This window comes from Pseudomonas neuropathica (genome assembly GCF_051174785.1).
In the GTDB taxonomy this organism is placed as follows: domain Bacteria; phylum Pseudomonadota; class Gammaproteobacteria; order Pseudomonadales; family Pseudomonadaceae; genus Aquipseudomonas; species Aquipseudomonas neuropathica_A.
Window position 1 is genome coordinate 940904 of record NZ_CP195111.1, and the last position, 17518, is coordinate 958421.

18 protein-coding genes are annotated in these 17518 nt (G+C 58.4%); 8 read left to right on the top strand and 10 right to left on the bottom strand.

Going from position 1 to position 17518, the window contains the following annotated elements:
• Positions 1-23 precede the first annotated feature (23 nt).
• Positions 24-569 (top strand): hypothetical protein, encoded by a 546-nt coding sequence (locus ACRRSD_RS04325; protein ID WP_435037261.1) that lies wholly within the window; start codon positions 24-26, stop codon positions 567-569.
• A 41-nt stretch (positions 570-610) separates the two neighbouring features.
• Here ACRRSD_RS04325 and ACRRSD_RS04330 read toward each other — a convergent pair whose 3' ends face one another.
• The 5 genes from ACRRSD_RS04330 to ggt all read right to left on the bottom strand — a co-directional run bounded on the left by ACRRSD_RS04330 (position 611) and on the right by ggt (position 5493).
• Positions 611-1246 carry a hypothetical protein gene (locus tag ACRRSD_RS04330; protein ID WP_038365169.1) on the bottom strand — a complete coding sequence of 212 codons (636 nt, stop codon included), beginning with the start codon at positions 1244-1246 and terminating at the stop codon, positions 611-613.
• Positions 1247-1374: 128 nt separating this feature from the next.
• Positions 1375-1833: a GNAT family N-acetyltransferase gene (locus tag ACRRSD_RS04335; RefSeq protein WP_435037262.1), complete on the bottom strand. Its 459-nt coding sequence runs from the start codon at positions 1831-1833 to the stop codon at positions 1375-1377.
• A gap of 120 nt (positions 1834-1953) precedes the next feature.
• Positions 1954-2967: a lysozyme inhibitor LprI family protein gene (locus tag ACRRSD_RS04340; RefSeq protein WP_435037263.1), complete on the bottom strand. Its 1014-nt coding sequence runs from the start codon at positions 2965-2967 to the stop codon at positions 1954-1956.
• 198 nt (positions 2968-3165) lie between these two features.
• Complete coding sequence (locus ACRRSD_RS04345; RefSeq protein ID WP_435037264.1) at positions 3166-3699, bottom strand: cysteine hydrolase family protein; 534 nt, start codon at positions 3697-3699, stop codon at positions 3166-3168.
• A gap of 66 nt (positions 3700-3765) precedes the next feature.
• On the bottom strand, positions 3766-5493 hold the full coding sequence (gene ggt, locus ACRRSD_RS04350) for a gamma-glutamyltransferase (RefSeq protein ID WP_435037265.1): 1728 nt from the start codon (positions 5491-5493) through the stop codon (positions 3766-3768).
• A gap of 153 nt (positions 5494-5646) precedes the next feature.
• Here ggt and ACRRSD_RS04355 point away from each other — a divergent pair, with 153 nt between their 5' ends.
• Positions 5647-6162 carry a methylated-DNA--[protein]-cysteine S-methyltransferase gene (locus ACRRSD_RS04355; RefSeq protein ID WP_435037266.1) on the top strand — a complete coding sequence of 172 codons (516 nt, stop codon included), beginning with the start codon at positions 5647-5649 and terminating at the stop codon, positions 6160-6162.
• Positions 6163-6259: 97 nt separating this feature from the next.
• Here the strand turns inward: ACRRSD_RS04355 and ACRRSD_RS04360 are convergent, their stop codons facing one another.
• Entirely contained in the window at positions 6260-6847 is a 588-nt protein-coding gene (locus ACRRSD_RS04360; RefSeq protein ID WP_435037267.1) for an NUDIX domain-containing protein, read from the bottom strand.
• Positions 6848-7036: 189 nt separating this feature from the next.
• Here ACRRSD_RS04360 and ACRRSD_RS04365 point away from each other — a divergent pair, with 189 nt between their 5' ends.
• Both ACRRSD_RS04365 and ACRRSD_RS04370 read left to right on the top strand, forming a co-directional pair.
• Entirely contained in the window at positions 7037-11815 is a 4779-nt protein-coding gene (locus tag ACRRSD_RS04365) for an RHS repeat-associated core domain-containing protein (protein ID WP_435037268.1), read from the top strand.
• Positions 11812-12231: a DUF6896 domain-containing protein gene (locus ACRRSD_RS04370; protein ID WP_435037269.1), complete on the top strand. Its 420-nt coding sequence runs from the start codon at positions 11812-11814 to the stop codon at positions 12229-12231. The genes ACRRSD_RS04365 and ACRRSD_RS04370 overlap by 4 nt, the downstream gene beginning before the upstream one ends.
• Before the next feature lie 69 nt (positions 12232-12300).
• On the opposite strand, the gene ACRRSD_RS04375 is transcribed toward ACRRSD_RS04370, so the two are convergent.
• From ACRRSD_RS04375 to ACRRSD_RS04385, 3 genes are all read right to left on the bottom strand, one after another.
• Positions 12301-13359 (bottom strand): chitinase, encoded by a 1059-nt coding sequence (locus tag ACRRSD_RS04375; RefSeq protein WP_435037270.1) that lies wholly within the window; start codon positions 13357-13359, stop codon positions 12301-12303.
• A gap of 43 nt (positions 13360-13402) precedes the next feature.
• Complete coding sequence (locus ACRRSD_RS04380; RefSeq protein ID WP_435037271.1) at positions 13403-14032, bottom strand: lytic polysaccharide monooxygenase auxiliary activity family 9 protein; 630 nt, start codon at positions 14030-14032, stop codon at positions 13403-13405.
• 221 nt (positions 14033-14253) lie between these two features.
• The gene (locus ACRRSD_RS04385; protein ID WP_435037272.1) at positions 14254-14691 is read right to left on the bottom strand and encodes a hemerythrin domain-containing protein; all 438 of its coding nucleotides are present in this window, start codon (positions 14689-14691) and stop codon (positions 14254-14256) included.
• A 148-nt stretch (positions 14692-14839) separates the two neighbouring features.
• On the opposite strand from ACRRSD_RS04385, the gene ACRRSD_RS04390 reads away from it, so the two are divergent.
• Positions 14840-15265 (top strand): GNAT family N-acetyltransferase, encoded by a 426-nt coding sequence (locus ACRRSD_RS04390; RefSeq protein WP_137219238.1) that lies wholly within the window; start codon positions 14840-14842, stop codon positions 15263-15265.
• 116 nt (positions 15266-15381) lie between these two features.
• On the opposite strand, the gene ACRRSD_RS04395 is transcribed toward ACRRSD_RS04390, so the two are convergent.
• The gene (locus ACRRSD_RS04395; protein ID WP_435037273.1) at positions 15382-15732 is read right to left on the bottom strand and encodes a hypothetical protein; all 351 of its coding nucleotides are present in this window, start codon (positions 15730-15732) and stop codon (positions 15382-15384) included.
• Between the two features lie 134 nt (positions 15733-15866).
• Between ACRRSD_RS04395 and ACRRSD_RS04400 the strand changes: the two genes are divergently transcribed.
• From ACRRSD_RS04400 to tusD, 3 genes are all read left to right on the top strand, one after another.
• Complete coding sequence (locus ACRRSD_RS04400; RefSeq protein WP_435037274.1) at positions 15867-16196, top strand: DUF6388 family protein; 330 nt, start codon at positions 15867-15869, stop codon at positions 16194-16196.
• A gap of 24 nt (positions 16197-16220) precedes the next feature.
• Positions 16221-16925 carry a YoaK family protein gene (locus tag ACRRSD_RS04405; protein WP_435037275.1) on the top strand — a complete coding sequence of 235 codons (705 nt, stop codon included), beginning with the start codon at positions 16221-16223 and terminating at the stop codon, positions 16923-16925.
• Between the two features lie 200 nt (positions 16926-17125).
• A complete protein-coding gene (gene tusD, locus ACRRSD_RS04410; RefSeq protein WP_435037276.1) occupies positions 17126-17518 on the top strand; it encodes a sulfurtransferase complex subunit TusD in 393 nt (130 codons plus the stop codon).

Genomic DNA, 17518 nt, shown 5'->3' on the forward strand with positions numbered 1-17518 from the left:
CTATTTCCACGCAAGGAACTGCCGTGAAGAAGTCGCTGTTGTTGATCCCGATGCTGGCCCTGCTGTTGCAAGGCTGTGGCATGACCATGACCCGCTACGAGCCGAGCTTCGAGAACGTCCAGAAGCTCAAGCAAACCCCGCCGCTGCATGCGATCAGCAATCCTCAGGTCACCGCCGAATCCGGTGAAGGTTCGCTGGTGGTCCGCGCCAACCCGGTGCGCTCGCCGTCCGGCAGCATCCCGGCACACATTCAGGACGCGATCACTGAAGAACTGCGCAAGGCCGGTCTGCTCGATCCGCAGGCGCAGCGTCAGTTGAAAGTGTTGGTGGTGAAAAACGAACTGTCCGCCGGCATGGGCACGGGCGACGGCAAACTGGCCGCACGCTTCACCCTGTTCAACGGTAACGATGTGGTGTACGACGCGACCAAGAACGTCAGCAGCCAGTGGAGCAGCAGCTTTTTCGGTTTCATTGCGATTCCGAACGCGGTCAACGCTTACAACCCGATGGTGCGTGACTTGCTGAAAGAACTGTACAGCGATCCACAGTTCATTCAGGCCCTGAAGTAAGGGCAAAAAAAGAGCCGCAATCGCGGCTCTTTTTTTTCGCATCAAGCCCGAGGAATACGAGTTTCAAGTGCCGAGTACTTGAGGTTCTTGCTATCAACCATCTGCTTGAGCAGCGCGTTGACCTGACGGGTGAAGGTGTCATTCACCGCTTCTTTAGGCGTGTTGGCCATCAGCGGGATAAACCAGATGCCGAACCAGGTGCCAACCGCATCGTGATTGCTCGCGGTGGTCAGGGCCTGACCTTGGCCATCCATGCCTTCCAGGCTCAAGGTGTACTGATCGGTGCCATACGCCGGGATCACCATCATGCTGAAGCCGCTGATGAAGGCCAACACCATGGAACCGGCATTCGGCGGATGGTTGTACATTTTCAGACGCAGGCTGTAGTCGCCCGGCTGCTTCTGGAACTCGTCCAGGGTGACACGGCCGAACAGGCCCGAATCGGTGAGAATTTTTTGCAGCTGCGGTTTCAGTTGATCGCGCGCTTGCGGCACTTCCACGGCGGAGCCGCTTTTCGGTTCGCCCTGATAAAAATCGAAATCCACGTAGACGTTTGGCTTGTTGGCATAGTTGGCCATCGACGGCATCGTCACTGGCGCTACTTCGTCTTTGGTGAAACTGGCACAACCGCCCAGCGCAAGTACCAGCCCCAGCGCCAGAATTTTCCCGAATTGCATGATGTCCGTCCCTATGTGTACAAGACCAAATGATGGCATTGAGCCTTCATTGCGAAGGCCGGGCGGATTCTAGAGAGAGCGGGCCCCGGGCGAAAGCCTGAATTGAGGAAATCGGCAAAAAAACTTGCTCAGCCCTGCCGCAAGTCGAGGACGTAGGTGTAATACCCACTGTCGCGTACGTAGCCGAGGGATTCGTACAAGCCTTGCGCCGTAAGGTTGTCGTTAGCGGTTTCCAGCACCAGGCCCTTGGCGCCGCTCGCCAAGGCAAAGTCACGCGCCGTGTTCATCAGCAATCGACCCACCCCGCGCCCACGTGCGATGGGCGTGGTGAACAGATCACTGAGCAGCCAGGTGCGGTGGGCATCGATGGACGAGAACGTCGGATACAGCTGCACGAAACCCAGCGCCTCGCCGTGTTCATCCTGCGCGAGAAAAATTGCCGATTCGCTCGCAGCCATGCGTTCAGCGATGAAGGCTCGCGATTGCACAAGGTTCGACGGCTGCTGGTAAAAACTTCGATAAGCGTCGAACAACGGCGCCAGCGCATCCAGATGTGTTGCGTCGGCTCGCACTGCCTGCAGGGTCATGTTTCTGCTCCGCGTCCAATCAATGATCGAAACAGCATAGCGCTACCCTTCGAGCGTGGTGGTGACGCCGCTGGAGGGTGAGATTCGTGGGATTTTGTTTGCGACCTAAGGATTTTCGGATCAAGGCATGAAATCCAGAGGGATCGAGCGATTTCCATTTGTGCGTTGGTACCAGGCTTGCAGAACATCGGGCAGACGTCCTTTCCATTTCGCTGCGTTGGTGTAATAACGCGCACGCTGATCACCTTGCCCATCGTAGGTCAGCAGGATGATCCAGAAACGCTGGTCGGTTGTGCTCATGATGATGCCGGTGCCCCCCAGGCCACGCATCCACATTTCCACGACCTGACTGCCCGGCACGTCGGCGGAGGGATCACCGATGTGCAAGGTGCCCGAAAGCTCAACGAGCCTTGCATAATCGTCCTTGAGCAATCCATGCAGGGCCTGGTTTTCCTCTGGCGTTCGCGCCAGGCCAAGGCTGAGCATGTCGTAATCAAGTGTCAGCGGTTGTTCCGAGGCGATGTAAGTGCCGGCGTAATACACGCCCATTCCGCCACCGCAATCGGCATCTGCGCCGACTTGCGAGACATTCAGAACGCCATTGATGGGGGTAAAAGTCAACGCGCACTCACCTTCGGCGTAATGCGCTTCTTTGCCTTGAAATACGGCGACGCCATCGAGATTCCCCGAGTTGGCACCCTCGCCCGCTGCAATATCAAAAGTGATGTGCGCCGCATCGCGACGATGGGTTGTCAGCGTTGCCGCCGTTGAAGTATTCGCAGGAATGAGCTGCCAGGTCGCGTCCCAACTGAAGGACTGAGTAGCGTGCTCCAGTTCGGCCAGACGCATCAGGTACTGGCGGCGCAAGCAAGCCGTCAGGGCGCCACAGGCGTTACGACTTTTCAACCATTGCCGTTGATCGGTCTTGAGTGCCTTGGGATCGGGGACGTTGGCGAGGGTCGAGCGCCAACGCTCTGCAAGCTGCTCATCAAGCTGCGAAAGATACGGATCGCCGCAAATGGCCTTTTCAGTCTTGCTGGCGGCGCTGGCGCAATCGAAACTGCTGGCCTGGGTAACAGCGGCAAACGCAAGGGACGTCAGCAGCAAGGCGTGACGCAGGGAGATCGCGAACATCGAGAGATTCCATTCTTCGGACGGCGCGCAGTATGCCAGTGCTGCCAGCGGAAATCCTTGATGTACATAGCAATCAGGTTTGTTCAATCACTGTGGGAGCGAGCCTGCTCGCGAAAGCGGTGGCTCAGCCACTATAAATGTCGACTGACACACTGCCTTCGCGAGCAGGCTCGCTCCCACAGGGCTTTGTATGCGCTGTCAGAACGTGATGCCGGCTGCGGGTTTGACATCAATTCGGCCAGTCGCGCCAGTCAGGTGCGCCAGGTCTTTGTTGTGTTCGGCGATGATGTCTTCGGCGCTCATATTGCCGTTGTCGACGGTGGAATGCGCATCGGCGGCGAGCACCACGTCATAACCCAGTTTATGGGCTTGGCGTACGGTGGCGTTGACGCAGTAGTCGGTTTGCAGACCACAGATAACCAGGCGTTCGAAGTCTTCGCTCGGCAGTAATTCACCCAGGTCCGTCTGGTAAAACGAATCCGGAGTGGTCTTGCGTACACGCAGGTCTTTGGGCGATATCTGAAGCTCTTTAGCCAGTTGCCAGCCTTCGGCGCCATGGGCCAACGGACTGTCCTTTTCGTCGTGCTGGATCAGCACCACTGGCACACCTGCCTCGCGAGCGCGGGTGCTGAGACCGTTGATGGTGTCGATCACGCGCTGAATGTCGTAGCACTCGTATTCGCCCGAGCAGAGGGCGCGCTGGACGTCGATGATCAGTAATGCGGTGGTCATGATGAGCCTTCCTTGATCAGTCCTTGAGACAGGGGCGGACGTAAGCCCGCCCCCTTTTTACGCCCCTCAGTAACCCAGTGACAAGCCAGTATTGCGACGTGGATCGTTAGCGCCATAGAAGCGGTTTTTGCCGACCGGCTTACCGCCCAGCGATGGCGCACCGACCAGAATCGCAGCGATGTGGTTGGCGTCCTGCGGGCCGGCGAACTTGTGGCCCCAGCTCTCGAGAATTTTCTTCGTGTCAGGGCTGGCGGCGAAGTCTTCGAGGTTGGTTTCCTCCGGCATCCATTGCTGGTGGAAGCGTGGCGCATCGACAGCCTCCTGCAGGCCCATGCCGTAGTCGATAACGTTGAGCATGGTCAGCAAAGTCGCCGTGATGATGCGGCTGCCACCCGGTGTACCGACTACCATCACCACTTTGCCGTCCTTGGTGACGATGGTCGGGCTCATCGATGACAACGGTGCCTTGCCCGGAGCAATGGCATTGGCTTCGCCCTGCACCAGACCGTACATGTTCGGCACGCCGACCTTGGAAGTGAAGTCGTCCATTTCGTCGTTGAGGATCACCCCGGTTTTGCTCGCCATCACCCCTGCGCCGAACCAGTCGTTGAGGGTGTAGGTGACCGACACCGCATTGCCCCACTTGTCGACGATCGAATAGTGGGTGGTGTTGCTGCCTTCATGGGGCGCCACGCCGGGCTTGAGTTCAGCTGACACGCCGGCCTTTTGCGGCTGGATGGCGTCGCGCAGTTTGGTCGCGTAGTTCTTGTCCAGCAGATGCTCGATCGGGTTTTTGACGAAATCCGGATCGCCAAGGTAGCTGTTGCGATCGACATAGGCGTGGCGCATGGCTTCGATCTGGTAGTGCATGCCTTGGGCCGAATGGAAGCCCAGATCCTTCATCGGATAGCCTTCGAGTATGTTCATGATCTGGCAGATCACCACCCCGCCAGAGCTTGGCGGTGGCGCCGAGACCACGTGATAGCCACGGTAGTCACACTCCACCGGCGCCAGTTCGCGGGTCTTGTATCTGTCGAGGTCGGCCTGGGTGATGATGCCTTTGTTGGCCTGACTCGACGTCACGATGGCATCGGCTACCCAGCCTTTATAAAAGCCGTCGGCGCCTTTCTCGGAAATGGTTCGCAGGGTTTTGCCGAGATCCTTCTGCACCAGTTTCTGCCCGACCTGCATCGGCTCGCCGTTGTGCAGGAAGATCGAGCCGGAATCACGCATGTCCTTCTTGAACACATCGGTGGCGTACTCCAGCAGCTCGACGTCACCCTGCTCCAGTGCGAAGCCCTCCTCAGCCAGTTTGATCGCCGGGGCAATCATCTCTTTGCGCGGTTTGGTCCCGTATTTGCTCAGTGCCAGCTCCATGCCCGAGACCGTGCCAGGCACGCCCACCGCCAAATGGCCGCGTGTACTCAGTTCGGGAATGACGTTGCCTTCCTTGTCGAGGTACATATTGGCGGTGGCCGCCAGCGGCGCTTTTTCGCGGAAATCGAGGAAGGTCTTGCGTCCGTCCGCCAGTTGAATAGTCATGAAACCGCCACCGCCAAGGTTGCCGGCTGCGGGATAAACCACCGCCAGCGCGTAGCCCACGGCGACCGCCGCATCGACGGCATTGCCGCCACTTTTCAATACGTCGACGCCCACATGGGTCGCCAGATGTTGCGCGGTGACCACCATGCCGTTTTCGGCGGCAACCGGTGCGACTGACGCCGCGTGAGCCATGAGACAGCTGAGTGCCAGTGAGGTCGCTATCAGCGATTTGGCCAAAGGTTCGTACTTCATGAGTCGATCTCTTTTTTTGTTTTCAGGGTCTGTGCAAAACAGAGGGGGAACGCTGCAAGAGCACCAAGCAGTATGGTCGGCTTTGCGTATTGCGCCTCCCCGATCAGGCAGTATGCTGGGCGCTGTTGCCGCCCTGATCCGGAGTCTGCCTTCATGTCTTATACGTTCATCACCCTGCCCTCGCCCGTCGGCGAGCTGAAGCTGGTCGCGAACGGCTCACGACTGGCGGCCATCCTCTGGGAAAACGACAAACCGAACCGCGTGCGTCTCGGGCCGATGAGCGAGGCACATGACAATCCGATCCTGATTCGAACCGCTCGACAACTTGAAGAATATTTTTCCGGAACGCGTGACTGTTTTGATCTGGAACTGGATTTCGCCGGCACCGACTTTCAGAAAAAGGTCTGGGCGGCGCTATTGACCATCCCGTTTGGCGAGACTCGCACCTACAGCCAGATTGCCGAACAAATAGGCAATCCCAGCGCCGTGCGGGCAGTGGGCGCAGCGAACGGACGCAACCCGATTTCCATCGTCGCGCCGTGTCATCGGGTGATCGGCGCGTCGGGAAAGCTGACCGGGTTTGCCGGTGGGCTCGAGGCGAAAGAGCGCTTGCTGACTCTGGAGGGTGGCAACTGGTCGACGGTTGGCAAAACCGGGGATCTGTTTTAGTCAGTCAATACAGATCAAGAGATCGCAGCCTTCGGCAGCTCCTACCTGGAATGCGTTTTCCTGTAGGAGCTGCCGAAGGCTGCGATCTTTTGATTTATCAGGTAAACAAGTTATTCATCGCCGCATACTGCAACAGCATGATGGTCTTGGCGTCGCAGATCTCACCGCGCTGAAACGCTGCCAACGCGTCATCGAATCGCCACTCCAGCACTTCCAGCTCTTCGGTCTCCTCTTCCAGACCGCCACCCTCACTGACCTTCGATGCCGCGTCGTATTCGGCAATGAAAAAATGCAGCTTCTCGGTCACCGAACCGGGACTCATGTAGGCCTCGAACACCTTCTTCACATCGTGCACGCGATAACCGGTTTCTTCCTCCGCTTCATCGCGAATCCGTTGCTCCGGTGCAGCACCTTCGAGCAGCCCGGCCGCTACTTCGATCAGCAAACCATCATGACCATTGACGAACACCGGCAAGCGGAACTGCCGGGTCAGCACCACCGTGCGCTGTTCGCGGTTGAACAGCAAAATCGCTGCACCGTTGCCGCGGTCGTAGACCTCACGGGTCTGACGCTGCCACTCGCCGTTGTTGCGGTGATAGTCGAAGGTGATTTTCTTGAGTAGATACCAGTCATGAGACAACACCTGAGTGTCGACGATGTTGACCCGCTCGGCTGTGTTGGACATGACGCTTGATCCTTTTGTCATTGAAGGCACCCGGGTAGGTCCTTTTTTGTGAACGAAAATACGAAACCCTATACCGCCCTACAAACCATGTCGAAACATCCTACAGATATCGCCTACTCGCCCGACTTCTTTCCTGATTGATCCCCCGCAAAGTCCCCGCACCTTTTTGATGTGCGCGAGAGACTGCGAATGCTTCCAACCGATCGGCTTCTGGCCCTGAACAACAGCATCGGCCTGCTCGTTGTTGCTGCTTTGAATCCCGATGAACCGGATTTTGACAACCTGATCCGCGAGTTCCGCCTGTGTCTGAACCACTACGACGCCTGGGCCGAGCAGTTCTGGACCGGGACGGCGCTGGATGTCGAGCAGGTCTTCACCGTCGGCAACGACGTGCGCCTCAGTGCGCCGATCAAGTCGCGCCAACCGCTCAGTTCATCGGTGGTCATGTGCTCGGCCAGCGGGGAGTTGACGCTGGTGCATATGTTCGAGGCCGCGCGATTTGTGCCGATCGGCGACACGCCGGTGACGCTCGAACCGGTGCTTGCCGATGTCGGCGGTGTGCTGACTTTCGGCGAAGCGCTGCATTACACCATCGGCCCCAGCGGCATTCTGCAGGTGACCGACTGCGATCGGGGCCAGCGTTATCGCATCACCTTCTTTCCCGATGTGTCCACCGACCATGTGCGTGCGCTGTATGCCTCTTATGAAGGTGTCATTGCAGGCCTGGAGGGCTGGTTGCGCGCTGAATGGGCCGGGTTTCAGCCGCAGTGGACGGAGTTTTCCAGCGCCGGTTTTCTGGACCGTTACGGTCAGTTGCAACAGGCCGACTGGCGCGGGTTCGAGAAAGCCCTGAATGGCGTCTGGGACGACATCAAACAGGTATTCGCCCTGCTCGCCGACTTGCAGGCCAACAGCGAAAAATTGCTGGAATACCTCAGCGAGGCCGAGCTTGAGGCGTTATTGACTGCCTCCAGCGACGCCATTGCCAACGGTCTGCTGATCCTCAGTGACGAACCGCTGCTGTTTATTCATCTGGCCGCGTTTACCAGTTGGTTGAAGATGCTGCCGCCGCAGTATCTGGCCGAAGTGGTGGCCGAGGTTCGGGCCGAACTGCTGGTCAGTTTTCTGCTGATGGGGTTGTCGGGTGGCGTCGGCGTGCCGGTGCGCTTGAGCAGCAAGGTGCTGGCGAAGATCAAGTCGCCGCGCGCGCGGGAATGGCTGGCGGCCTCGGCGTTGCGCTTGGCCGAACTGACGTCCTCGGCGGATTTGACGCGGCATGCCAGCGTTTTGAAGCCGCTGATGCTCAATGTGCGTGACGTTGAGTTGAAACCGACACCGGCGATACCGCTGAACATTCGTCAGGCCGACTCGCTGGTGTTGACCGTGCCGAATCCGGCGCCTGTTGTGCGGGACAAGTCTGGCGCTTCGAGCCGGATCGAGCGACACGAGCCGCACGACGACTCGCCGGATCAGGCGAAAAATCCTAACGGCGACAGCGCCGATTGCGTGCCACGCACCTGCACCAACGGCTGCCCGGTGTCGATGGTCACCGGCGAGGAACTGCTGACCCTGACCGATGCGCTGCTCGATGGGGTGTTGCCGTTTGAGTTCACCCGCCTGTATCGCAGCAGTGCCGCCGAGATCGATCTCGGGCTGGGGTTTGGCTGGAGCCATTCGCTGGCGCATCGGCTGGTCTTTGAAGGCGACTTTGTGGTTTGGGTCGACCACGAAAACCGGCATACCCGTTTTCCGTTGCCGAGCGTTGAACGGCCGGCGATTCACAACAGTTTGTCGCGGGCGGCGATTTTTCTGGGTGATGAGCCGGAAGAGCTTATCCTCGCGCTGGCCGGGGACACGGCGCGCTTTTATCACTTTCGTGCAGGACGGCTGACGGCGATCAGCGATGCCTATGGCAATCGCCTGACGGTGCAGCGCGATCGGTCTGACCGGGTGCAGCGCCTGGACAACGGCGCCGGGCGCTCACTGCTGTTGCGCTATGACCGCGCGCAGTTACTCGGGGTCGATTACCAGGTGTTTCGCGACGGTGCCTGGAGCACCGAACAGGCGCTGGTCAGTTACCGCTACGACGCTTATCAGCAGCTGATCGAAGCCACTAACGCCGTCGGCGACAGCGAGCGTTACGACTACGACGACGCCCACGTGATTCTGCAGCGGCAACTGGCCGGTGGCGCGAGTTTCTTTTGGGAGTGGGAGCGGTCGGGAAAAGCCGCTCGGTGTGTCAGGCACTGGGCATCGTTCTCGCAGATGGACACGCGCTACGTCTGGAACGACGACGGCAGTGTCGCAGTGCATTACGTCGATGGCACCGAAGAGGTTTACGTCCACGACGAACGTGCGCGGCTCGTGCGTAAAGTCTCGGCGGATGGCGGCGAACAGCTCAAGGCCTATGACTCCTCGGGTCGCTTGATCGCCGAGCAGGATGCCTTGGGCGCGGTAACCGAATACCGCTACGACGAGGTCGGACGGCTGATCGCGCTGATTCCGCCGGATGAGGCGCCCACGTCCTACGAGTATCGCAACGGTTTCCTGCACCGCCGTTCGCGCGGCGATGCCGTGTGGATCTACCGGCGCAATGCCGAGGGCGATGTCACCGAAGCGGTCGATCCCGACGGCCATGTCACCCATTACTACTACGACACCCGTGGTCAGTTGCTGTCGATCCGCTACCCGGACAGCAGCCGGCATCGGCTGGTGTGGAACAACCTTGGCCAGTTGACCGAGGAAACCCTGCCCGACGGTGGCGTACGGCGCTTTTCCTACGACGCACTGGGGCGGCGGACCACCACCGCCGACGAACACGGTGCGGTCACCCGTCAGCATTGGGACGCCGTTGGCCGACTGATCCAGACGACATCTCCTACCGGCAATACCCGTGCTTACAGCTACGGCGCCTACGGTCAGGTCACCGCCGAGCGCGATGAACTCGGGCGCATCACCCGTTATGAATACGACGACGATCTGCACCTGGTCTCGCGGCGGATCAACCCCGACGGCACGCGGGTGCAGTACCGCTACGACCATGCGCAACTGCTGCTCACCGAGATCGAAAACGAGTCTGGGGAAAAGTATCGGCTGGACTACACGCCGACCGGGCTGATTCGTCAGGAAAGCGGTTTTGATGGCCGGCGCACGGCGTACGCCTATGACCTCAACGGCCATCTGCTGGAGAAGACCGAGTTCGGTGATGACGGCTCTCAGTTAGTCACTGCGTATGCACGCGATGCTGCCGGGCGTCTGCTGGTCAAAACTCTGCCGGACGGGATCAAGGTCACCTATCAATACGACCGCCTCGGTCGTTTGATCAGTGTCGACGACGGCCAGAACCACCCGCTGGCCTTCGAGTACGACCGCCAGAACCGCTTGATCACCGAGCATCAAGGCTGGGGCACCCTGCGCTACCGCTACGACGCCTGCGGCCAGCTCAAACGCATGCGTATGCCGGACAACAGCCTGCTCGACTACCGCCACGCCAAGGGCGGCGCGCTGACCGGCATCGACCTCAACGGCGCGCCGCTGACTCGTCACGTCTACCAGTCCGGGCGTGAACAACAACGCCAGCAGGGCCTGCTGCTCAGCGAATATTCCTACGACGATCAGGGACGATTACTCGCCCACGCCGTAGGCCATCAGCGCGATGCCTTGTACCGCCGCGATTATGCCTACAGCGCCAACGGTAATCTCGCGCACATTGCCGACAGCCGCCACGGCCAGCGCACCTACGGTTACGACGCCCTCGACCGGCTGATCCGCGTACGCCACTCACGCGACGAACTGCCGGAAAGCTTCGCCCACGACCCGGCCGGCAACCTGCTGATGCAGGACCGCCCCGGCCCGAGTCAGATCAAGGGCAACCGCCTGCTGATGCAGGGCGATCGTCATTACGACTACGACGCCTTCGGCAACCTGATCCGCGAACGCCGTGGCCGCGCGCAGACCCTCGTCACCGAATACCGCTACGACAGCCAGCACCGCCTGATCGGCCTGACCCGCCCGGACGGCCAGACCGCCTCTTACAAGTACGACGCTTTCGGTCGACGCATCAGCAAAACCGTCAACGGCGAGACCACCGAATTCTTCTGGCAAGGCGACCACCTCGTCGCCGAAAGCAGCGAAAGCGAGTACCGCAGCTACGTCTACGAACCCGGCACCTTCCGCCCGCTCGCGCTGCTCGACGGCAAAGGCCCGAAAAAGGCCTGCCCGTTCTACTACCAACTCGACCACCTCGGCACCCCGCAAGAACTCACCGACTACAGCGGCGACATCGTCTGGTCCGCGCAATACGACGCCTACGGCAAAGTCGCCACGCTGACCCTCGCCGGCGAGGACTACCTGAACCAGCCGCTGCGCTTTCAAGGGCAGTACTTCGACGGCGAAAGCGGCCTGCATTACAACCGGCATCGGTATTACGACCCGAGGCTGGGGCGATATCTGACGCCGGATCCGATCAAGTTGGCCGGTGGCTTGAATCAGTACCTGTACGTGCCGAATCCGACGGGGTGGGTGGATCCGTTGGGGTTGAACTCCAACTGCCCGCCGCCGAATAAGCCTGGGTGTGAGGTGCCGGGTGGGATTAGTGGGGCTAAGGTTGATGAGGGTGAGCCACAATTACCGGACTTGATTCATGGCGTTGACCCACATTCAGTGAAGCGAACGCATGCAATTATGGGAAAAAATTCAACTAAACGCGTCGAAAAAATAAGAGATCAGATGCGAGCAGGTGGCTACGATGTCAGCTATCCCATAGACGTAGCAGAACATCAGGGCACCTTCTATATTCTAGATGGACATCACCGTGCAGCAGCTGCAAAACAAACAGCAACGCCAATAACTATAAATTTGATCACGAACATCAGAGAGCACAAAGGACAACTTAATACGATCGAAGAAGTCATTGAATCAGCTAACAATGTCGGACACGATCGATTGGAGCATCACAGACGAAGATGAAAACAGCCGATAAAAATCTTGAGGACCTAATAACCGACTTTCTTTCAAAAGTTGAGAGTGGAACAGAGTTACTACAAAGAAAATTTGGCACTCGGAATATTTTAAGACTCTGGCGGAGCAAGCAAATCGAACGCTGCGGTGGAGTAACTGATGAAATTCAATATGAACTGCACGGCGTAGGGTGCGCCATTCATTTCCCATCAGAATCAGTGGACTTCGATTACGGCTCGAATAGCAGAATCGACGGCTTTGACGTATGGCGCCTCTACATTTACGCTTCGGACAGGCCACTTATATATGAAAAATACTGCGACAAGAAAACACTCGAAAAAGAATTCAAAGAGCTGATCTCTTTAAACAGAATCGAAAAAATGTCGATCAATGACAATCTTTATGTCTTGGTTAAAACCGAATAAAAACATACCCGCACGCATTCCAAACCAACAAAGAAGCCCGGCAGCGCTACCGGGCTTCTTTATTTGCAACTAACGAGCGATGAGCGACTGCATGTCACCGACAGCCTGCTCAGAGGCAGGAACCCCGTGAATCAATGGCCCATAATGCCGACTGAACTCCCAGTTGTACGGCACGCCATCCTTGCTGGTGCCGTTGTCCCAGTTCACCGACCAGGTCATCAGGCCTTTGATCGGCAGCCCTTTGATCGCCAGACGCTTTAGGACATTCCCGACCACGGTTTTGTCGATCACATAACCGGTGGCCGCCGCATCGTTGTTGGCCGGCAGGCCGATGACGAACTTGTCCGCCGGGATCCGCGTGAAGCCGCGAGTGCCGGTCACCAGACTTTCGGTCAGGTAGTAAAGGAAATCCTCCTTCAGCGCATCGTTGTTCTGCGCAATCCACGCACCCGCGCCATTATTGGCTTCCGGCACCCAGACTCCATCCCCACCCTGGTTGTAGAACTGCGGGGCGATAAAGTCGTAGTAGCCTTCCAGTGCCTGCAGATAGCTCACGTATTTGCCGGTGCTGGTCAGATAAGGAAACTCTGGGGCCATGCTGATGATGAAATGTTTGCCTTGGCCTGCGTAGTGATCCTTGACCAGTTTCAGTGCGGCCGGCAGGACGGTCTTGTTGGCAGCGAAGTCAATCGCGCTCTGTTCAAGATCGATGTCCAGTCCGTCGAAACCATAGGTTTCCACCAGGCGGATGATTTCATTGGCCAGCGGTTGTTCCTGACCACTGCGCAACTCGATGTGCGCATCGGCGCCGCCCAGGGAGATCAGCACCGCCCGCCCCTGGCTGTTGAGCACGCCGACCTGACGGCGGAACTCGGCATCGGAAACGTTGAACGGCTTGAAGGTCGGAATCCCGCTGCCCTTCATGAAAGCGACCGCAACAACGTTGTACTCCTTTGGCACTTCTTCCAGCGACAGGCTGGCGAAGCGGCCCTGGCGGTAACCATCGCTCGGGCCTGCGGGCCAGTTGTGCCAGAAGCCCATGAGGATCTTTTTGCCGGCAATGCTCGGCATCAGCGAGGCGGCATCGCTCGCGGCGTTTTGCACTAAAGAGAAATCGATTTTTGACATGTTCTAATCCTTCAGAACGTGTGGGTTTGGCGACGCAGCGCCGTTATTTGAAGTCGACGTCGAAGGCCTGGTAGAAGGCGTTGCCGGTGTTGGCGACGATCCACATCAGCACGATCACGTGATGGCCCTTCTTGTTGGCTGGCAGTTTCACCGTGTGATTGACCTTGGCCTTCAGCTCATTCGGGTAGCTGTAATAAGGCACCTGAGTGTAGAAGTCCTCGAAGAACGGTTGCGCTTCCAGTTGCGCACGGGTAATACGCTGTTTCGGGTCCCAGCCATCCTTGGTGATCAGCCAGCGGTAACCACGGGTGGTGTGCGGCGCGGTGTATTCCCATTTGATTTCGAGGGTCTGCCCCGGGGTGACGTTAAGCAGCGGCCAGGTGAACGGACGAGCGAGCTTCTTGCTCATTTCCTCACTGGTGAAGTTCACGCAATCGCGAGCATCGGTCTTGCCACCGCTGAGAATGTAGCCGTCGGCCGGTGGCATGACGCTGTCGGAATCACTCTGGTAAGGCGCCGGAAATGGCCCCGCTGCCAGCGCCGGGAAATTCTTCCCGCCTTCCATTTCATTGACCTGCCAGGCGCCGAGCAATCCTTGCTCAATGGCAACCGCACCGCGGCTTGCAGGGGAAATGACACGACCGTGTCGCAGTTGGGTTTGTGGTTGATTCATGTTTTTCACTCCGTTGATTTAAGAACTCTCCTTTCCGAGGAGAGGCCTTCAAGCTAACGGAGACGAATTTTTTGTCCATCGGCGGTTTTGTCGCAGTCAGCGGAGGAAATCCAGCAAAACAGCGTAAATACTGGATGGATATACAGCATCCTACGATAACTCCCACCCGAGATAGCGCCAAAAGATTACACGCCGATGCTGCAAAAACTGCCATTCAGTACTCACGAGAGCTGTGCCTGGAACTCCTTTTCGTACTGCCCGGCCAGTTGTATTTTCTGTTTTTCGTTGAGCAGTTTTCCGGCCATCTGGAAGAACTTCTGCTCTTCTTCCTTCAGGTGATGGTGAACTTTGTCAGAAAGCTTTTTGGCGGTGGCCAGCCAGGCCGGGCTAGACATCTCGGTCTCATCGAGTTCTTCCATCATCTCGTCCATTTCATGGTGTTCGGAGATGGCATGGCGGCTCAGGTCGACGCCGTTATCGAACTCCATCAACGGAATGTAGAAATGGCGCTCTTCAGCAGTTTCATGGGCCTGGAGTTCTGCCTTGAGCTGTTTGTAGGCTTCAACCCGCTCCGGCGTATCGCCGCTGGTTTCGATCAGGGTTTTGGCGTAGCTACGCTGGCGGTCATGGCTTTCGCGAAGGGCTTCGAAAATGTTCATAGGGGATCCTCATCAACCGCGTCCTGGAGTGACGCTGTGAAGGCTAGACCCCGACGTGAGAGCGGCAGTTCCACCGGGTTGAGGAAGGGCTTGGAAGATGGCCTCGGGGCAGGATAGGCTGCGAATTCAAACAACAAGGAAGTCATGCATGAACTTGCGCATCGAGCTGTCGCAACATTCCACAGAAGAGGAACGCCAGGCCATTTTGGCGCCCCTGCATGCTTATAACGTGGCCAAGGCCGGGATCGCGGTATCAGAGCCGCTCACCCTGCTGGTGCGCGATGATCACGACAAGATTCTGGGCGGACTTTATGGCCGACTGGTCTGCCAGTGGTTGTTCATCGATTTGCTGTCAGTGCCTGAAGCAGGCCGGGGTCAGGGAATTGGCTCGAAGCTGATGCACATGGCCGAAGAGCTCGCGCGGGAGAAAGGCTGCATCGGCGCATGGCTCGACACGTTCGACTTTCAGGCGCCAGAGTTTTACAAGAAGCTGGGGTATAGCCAGTTTGGTGAGATCGTCGATTATCCGCCGGGGCACAAACGGCATTTTTTCCAGAAGCGACTTGTAGGTTGAATGTACCGCCCCCTTCGTCGGAACGCCGCCCGGAGCAAGCTCGCTCCCACATTTGGAATGAATTCCACTGTGGGAGCGAGCCCGCTCACGATGGCGGCAGCCACCTCAACGCATGATCAGAGGCAGGTCGCCAACGCCGCCAGCCGGCGCTTGGCGACAAAGTCATCCTTCTGCGCGTAGTAATTCAACGTCGTACCCGATGCCTCGGTAATCACGTCGACAAACGACTCCGCCGAACGGGTGTACACCGTGGTACCGCCCGACTTGCGCGGTTCCAGATACGCCGCCGCATCCACACCGAACACCGCTTCGTCCTGCCAGCCAAACTGCACACATTGCGCCACAACTTTTTCAGCCTTGTCCGACGTCAACACCTTGTAGGGGGGTTTCGTGCGAGCATCGTCCATCACCGAGCCTGCGCAACCGGCCAGCAGCGTCGCCGCCAGCGCTACCATCAGAATTCGCATTGCATTCGCTCATTCAGAAAAAAGCGGACTGTATCATCGCAGCAGCAAGAATCGTTCTGCTTTACTGCATTTATAGCGCGACACACGCAGGCCGCTGCGGCAACCTAAGCTCATCAGCCTCACAAGGAAAACACATGGCGCCTACCGACCAGCGACATGAACATGCCCTGAAAGTATTTCTCGACGCGCGTCCCGAACTGCGCGAAACCCTCGATCACCTCAACCCGTTGTTGGCCCAGGCCAAGGGAGAAACGCAGGCGGAGTATCGTGAAGAACGACTGCATGAAGCGTTTGAAGAGGAAGCTGAAAGGCGCGGGTTGTTCGCCTGGGAATTGACCTTGCAACTGACCGCTGATTCGCCTGAGGCGTATCAGGCGCAACGTCTGGAAGTGCACCGTGAAGTCGCAGAAATGGCCGGTATGGATTGGCTGGAATATTGCGATCTGTATGGCATAGAACCGTAACTGGCGCCCAAGGACACCGCAATCATGCTGCCATCCGCCTCGACTCACCGTGCCAGCCCCGGCCACCTGCACACACAGAAGTGGCGCGGGCGGATTGGACTGGCGCTGGTGGCCAGCCTCTCGGTACTGGCCGGCATGACCGACGCCATAGGATTTATGGCCAGCGGCGACTTTGTCTCGTTCATGAGCGGCAACACCACTCGACTTGCCGTGGCGATCAGTGATGGCGATGTCGGGTTGACCGTGCGTCTGGTGATTCTCGTCGCAATGTTCGTTGTCGGTAATGCTTTGGGGGTTGTAGTTGCACGCTTCGGCGGACGCCGGGCGCTGCCTCTGCTGCTGTGTATCGCCACCCTGCTGTGCGCGGCGGCGGCCTGGCCTTTCGACACACAACTGCCAGCGCTGCTGGGGGCGATCATAGCGATGGGCATGCTCAACGCGGCGGTCGAAGAGGTGAATGGCCTGCCGGTCGGGCTGACTTACGTGACCGGCGCATTGTCGCGGTTCGGCCGTGGATTGGGCCGTTGGATGCTCGGAGAACGACGCAGCGGCTGGCGAGTGCAACTGGTGCCCTGGAGCGGGATGTTTATCGGCGCGATTCTGGGCGCGGTGCTGGAACATCATTTGGGGCTCAAGGCGATGTTTGTCAGCGGGTTGCTGGCCGCGATGATCGGACTGCTCTCGCTGAAAATCCCGCGGCGCTGGCAGTTGGGTTACATGCCTCGCTAATCAACGCCTTCCCCGGTTTCCCTGTAGGAGCTGTCGAGTGAAACGAGGCTGCGATCTTTTGATCTTGTTTTTCAGAATCAAGATCAACAGATCGCAGCGTGCCGCAGCTCCTACAGAGATCGTGCTTCCCTGTAAGCGCTGCGATCCTTTGCGGTCTGCAATGCTTTATCATGGCCGCAGTTCTGCTGATCGAGTCCGTCATGAAGTTCGCCATTGTGCTGTTTTCCGCCGCCCATGCGCCCTCCTCGCGCCGCGCCCTGCTGTTTGCACAGGCTGCACTGGCCGGAGGGCATGAGATTGTCCGGCTGTTTTTCTACCAGGATGGCGTCTATAACGCTTCGGACGCGGTGGTCACGCCGCAGGACGAACTGGACCTGCCCAAACAATGGCGCACCTTCATCAGCGAGCAGCAACTGGACGGCGTGGTGTGCATCGCCGCCGCCCTGCGTCGCGGCGCGCTGAACAGCGAAGAAGCCAAGCGCTACCAGCGCGAAGCGATTTCGGTCAGCGCGCCGTGGGAATTGTCCGGCCTCGGTCAGTTGCATGACGCGGTGCAAGACGCTGACCGCTTGATCTGCTTCGGAGGTGCGTGA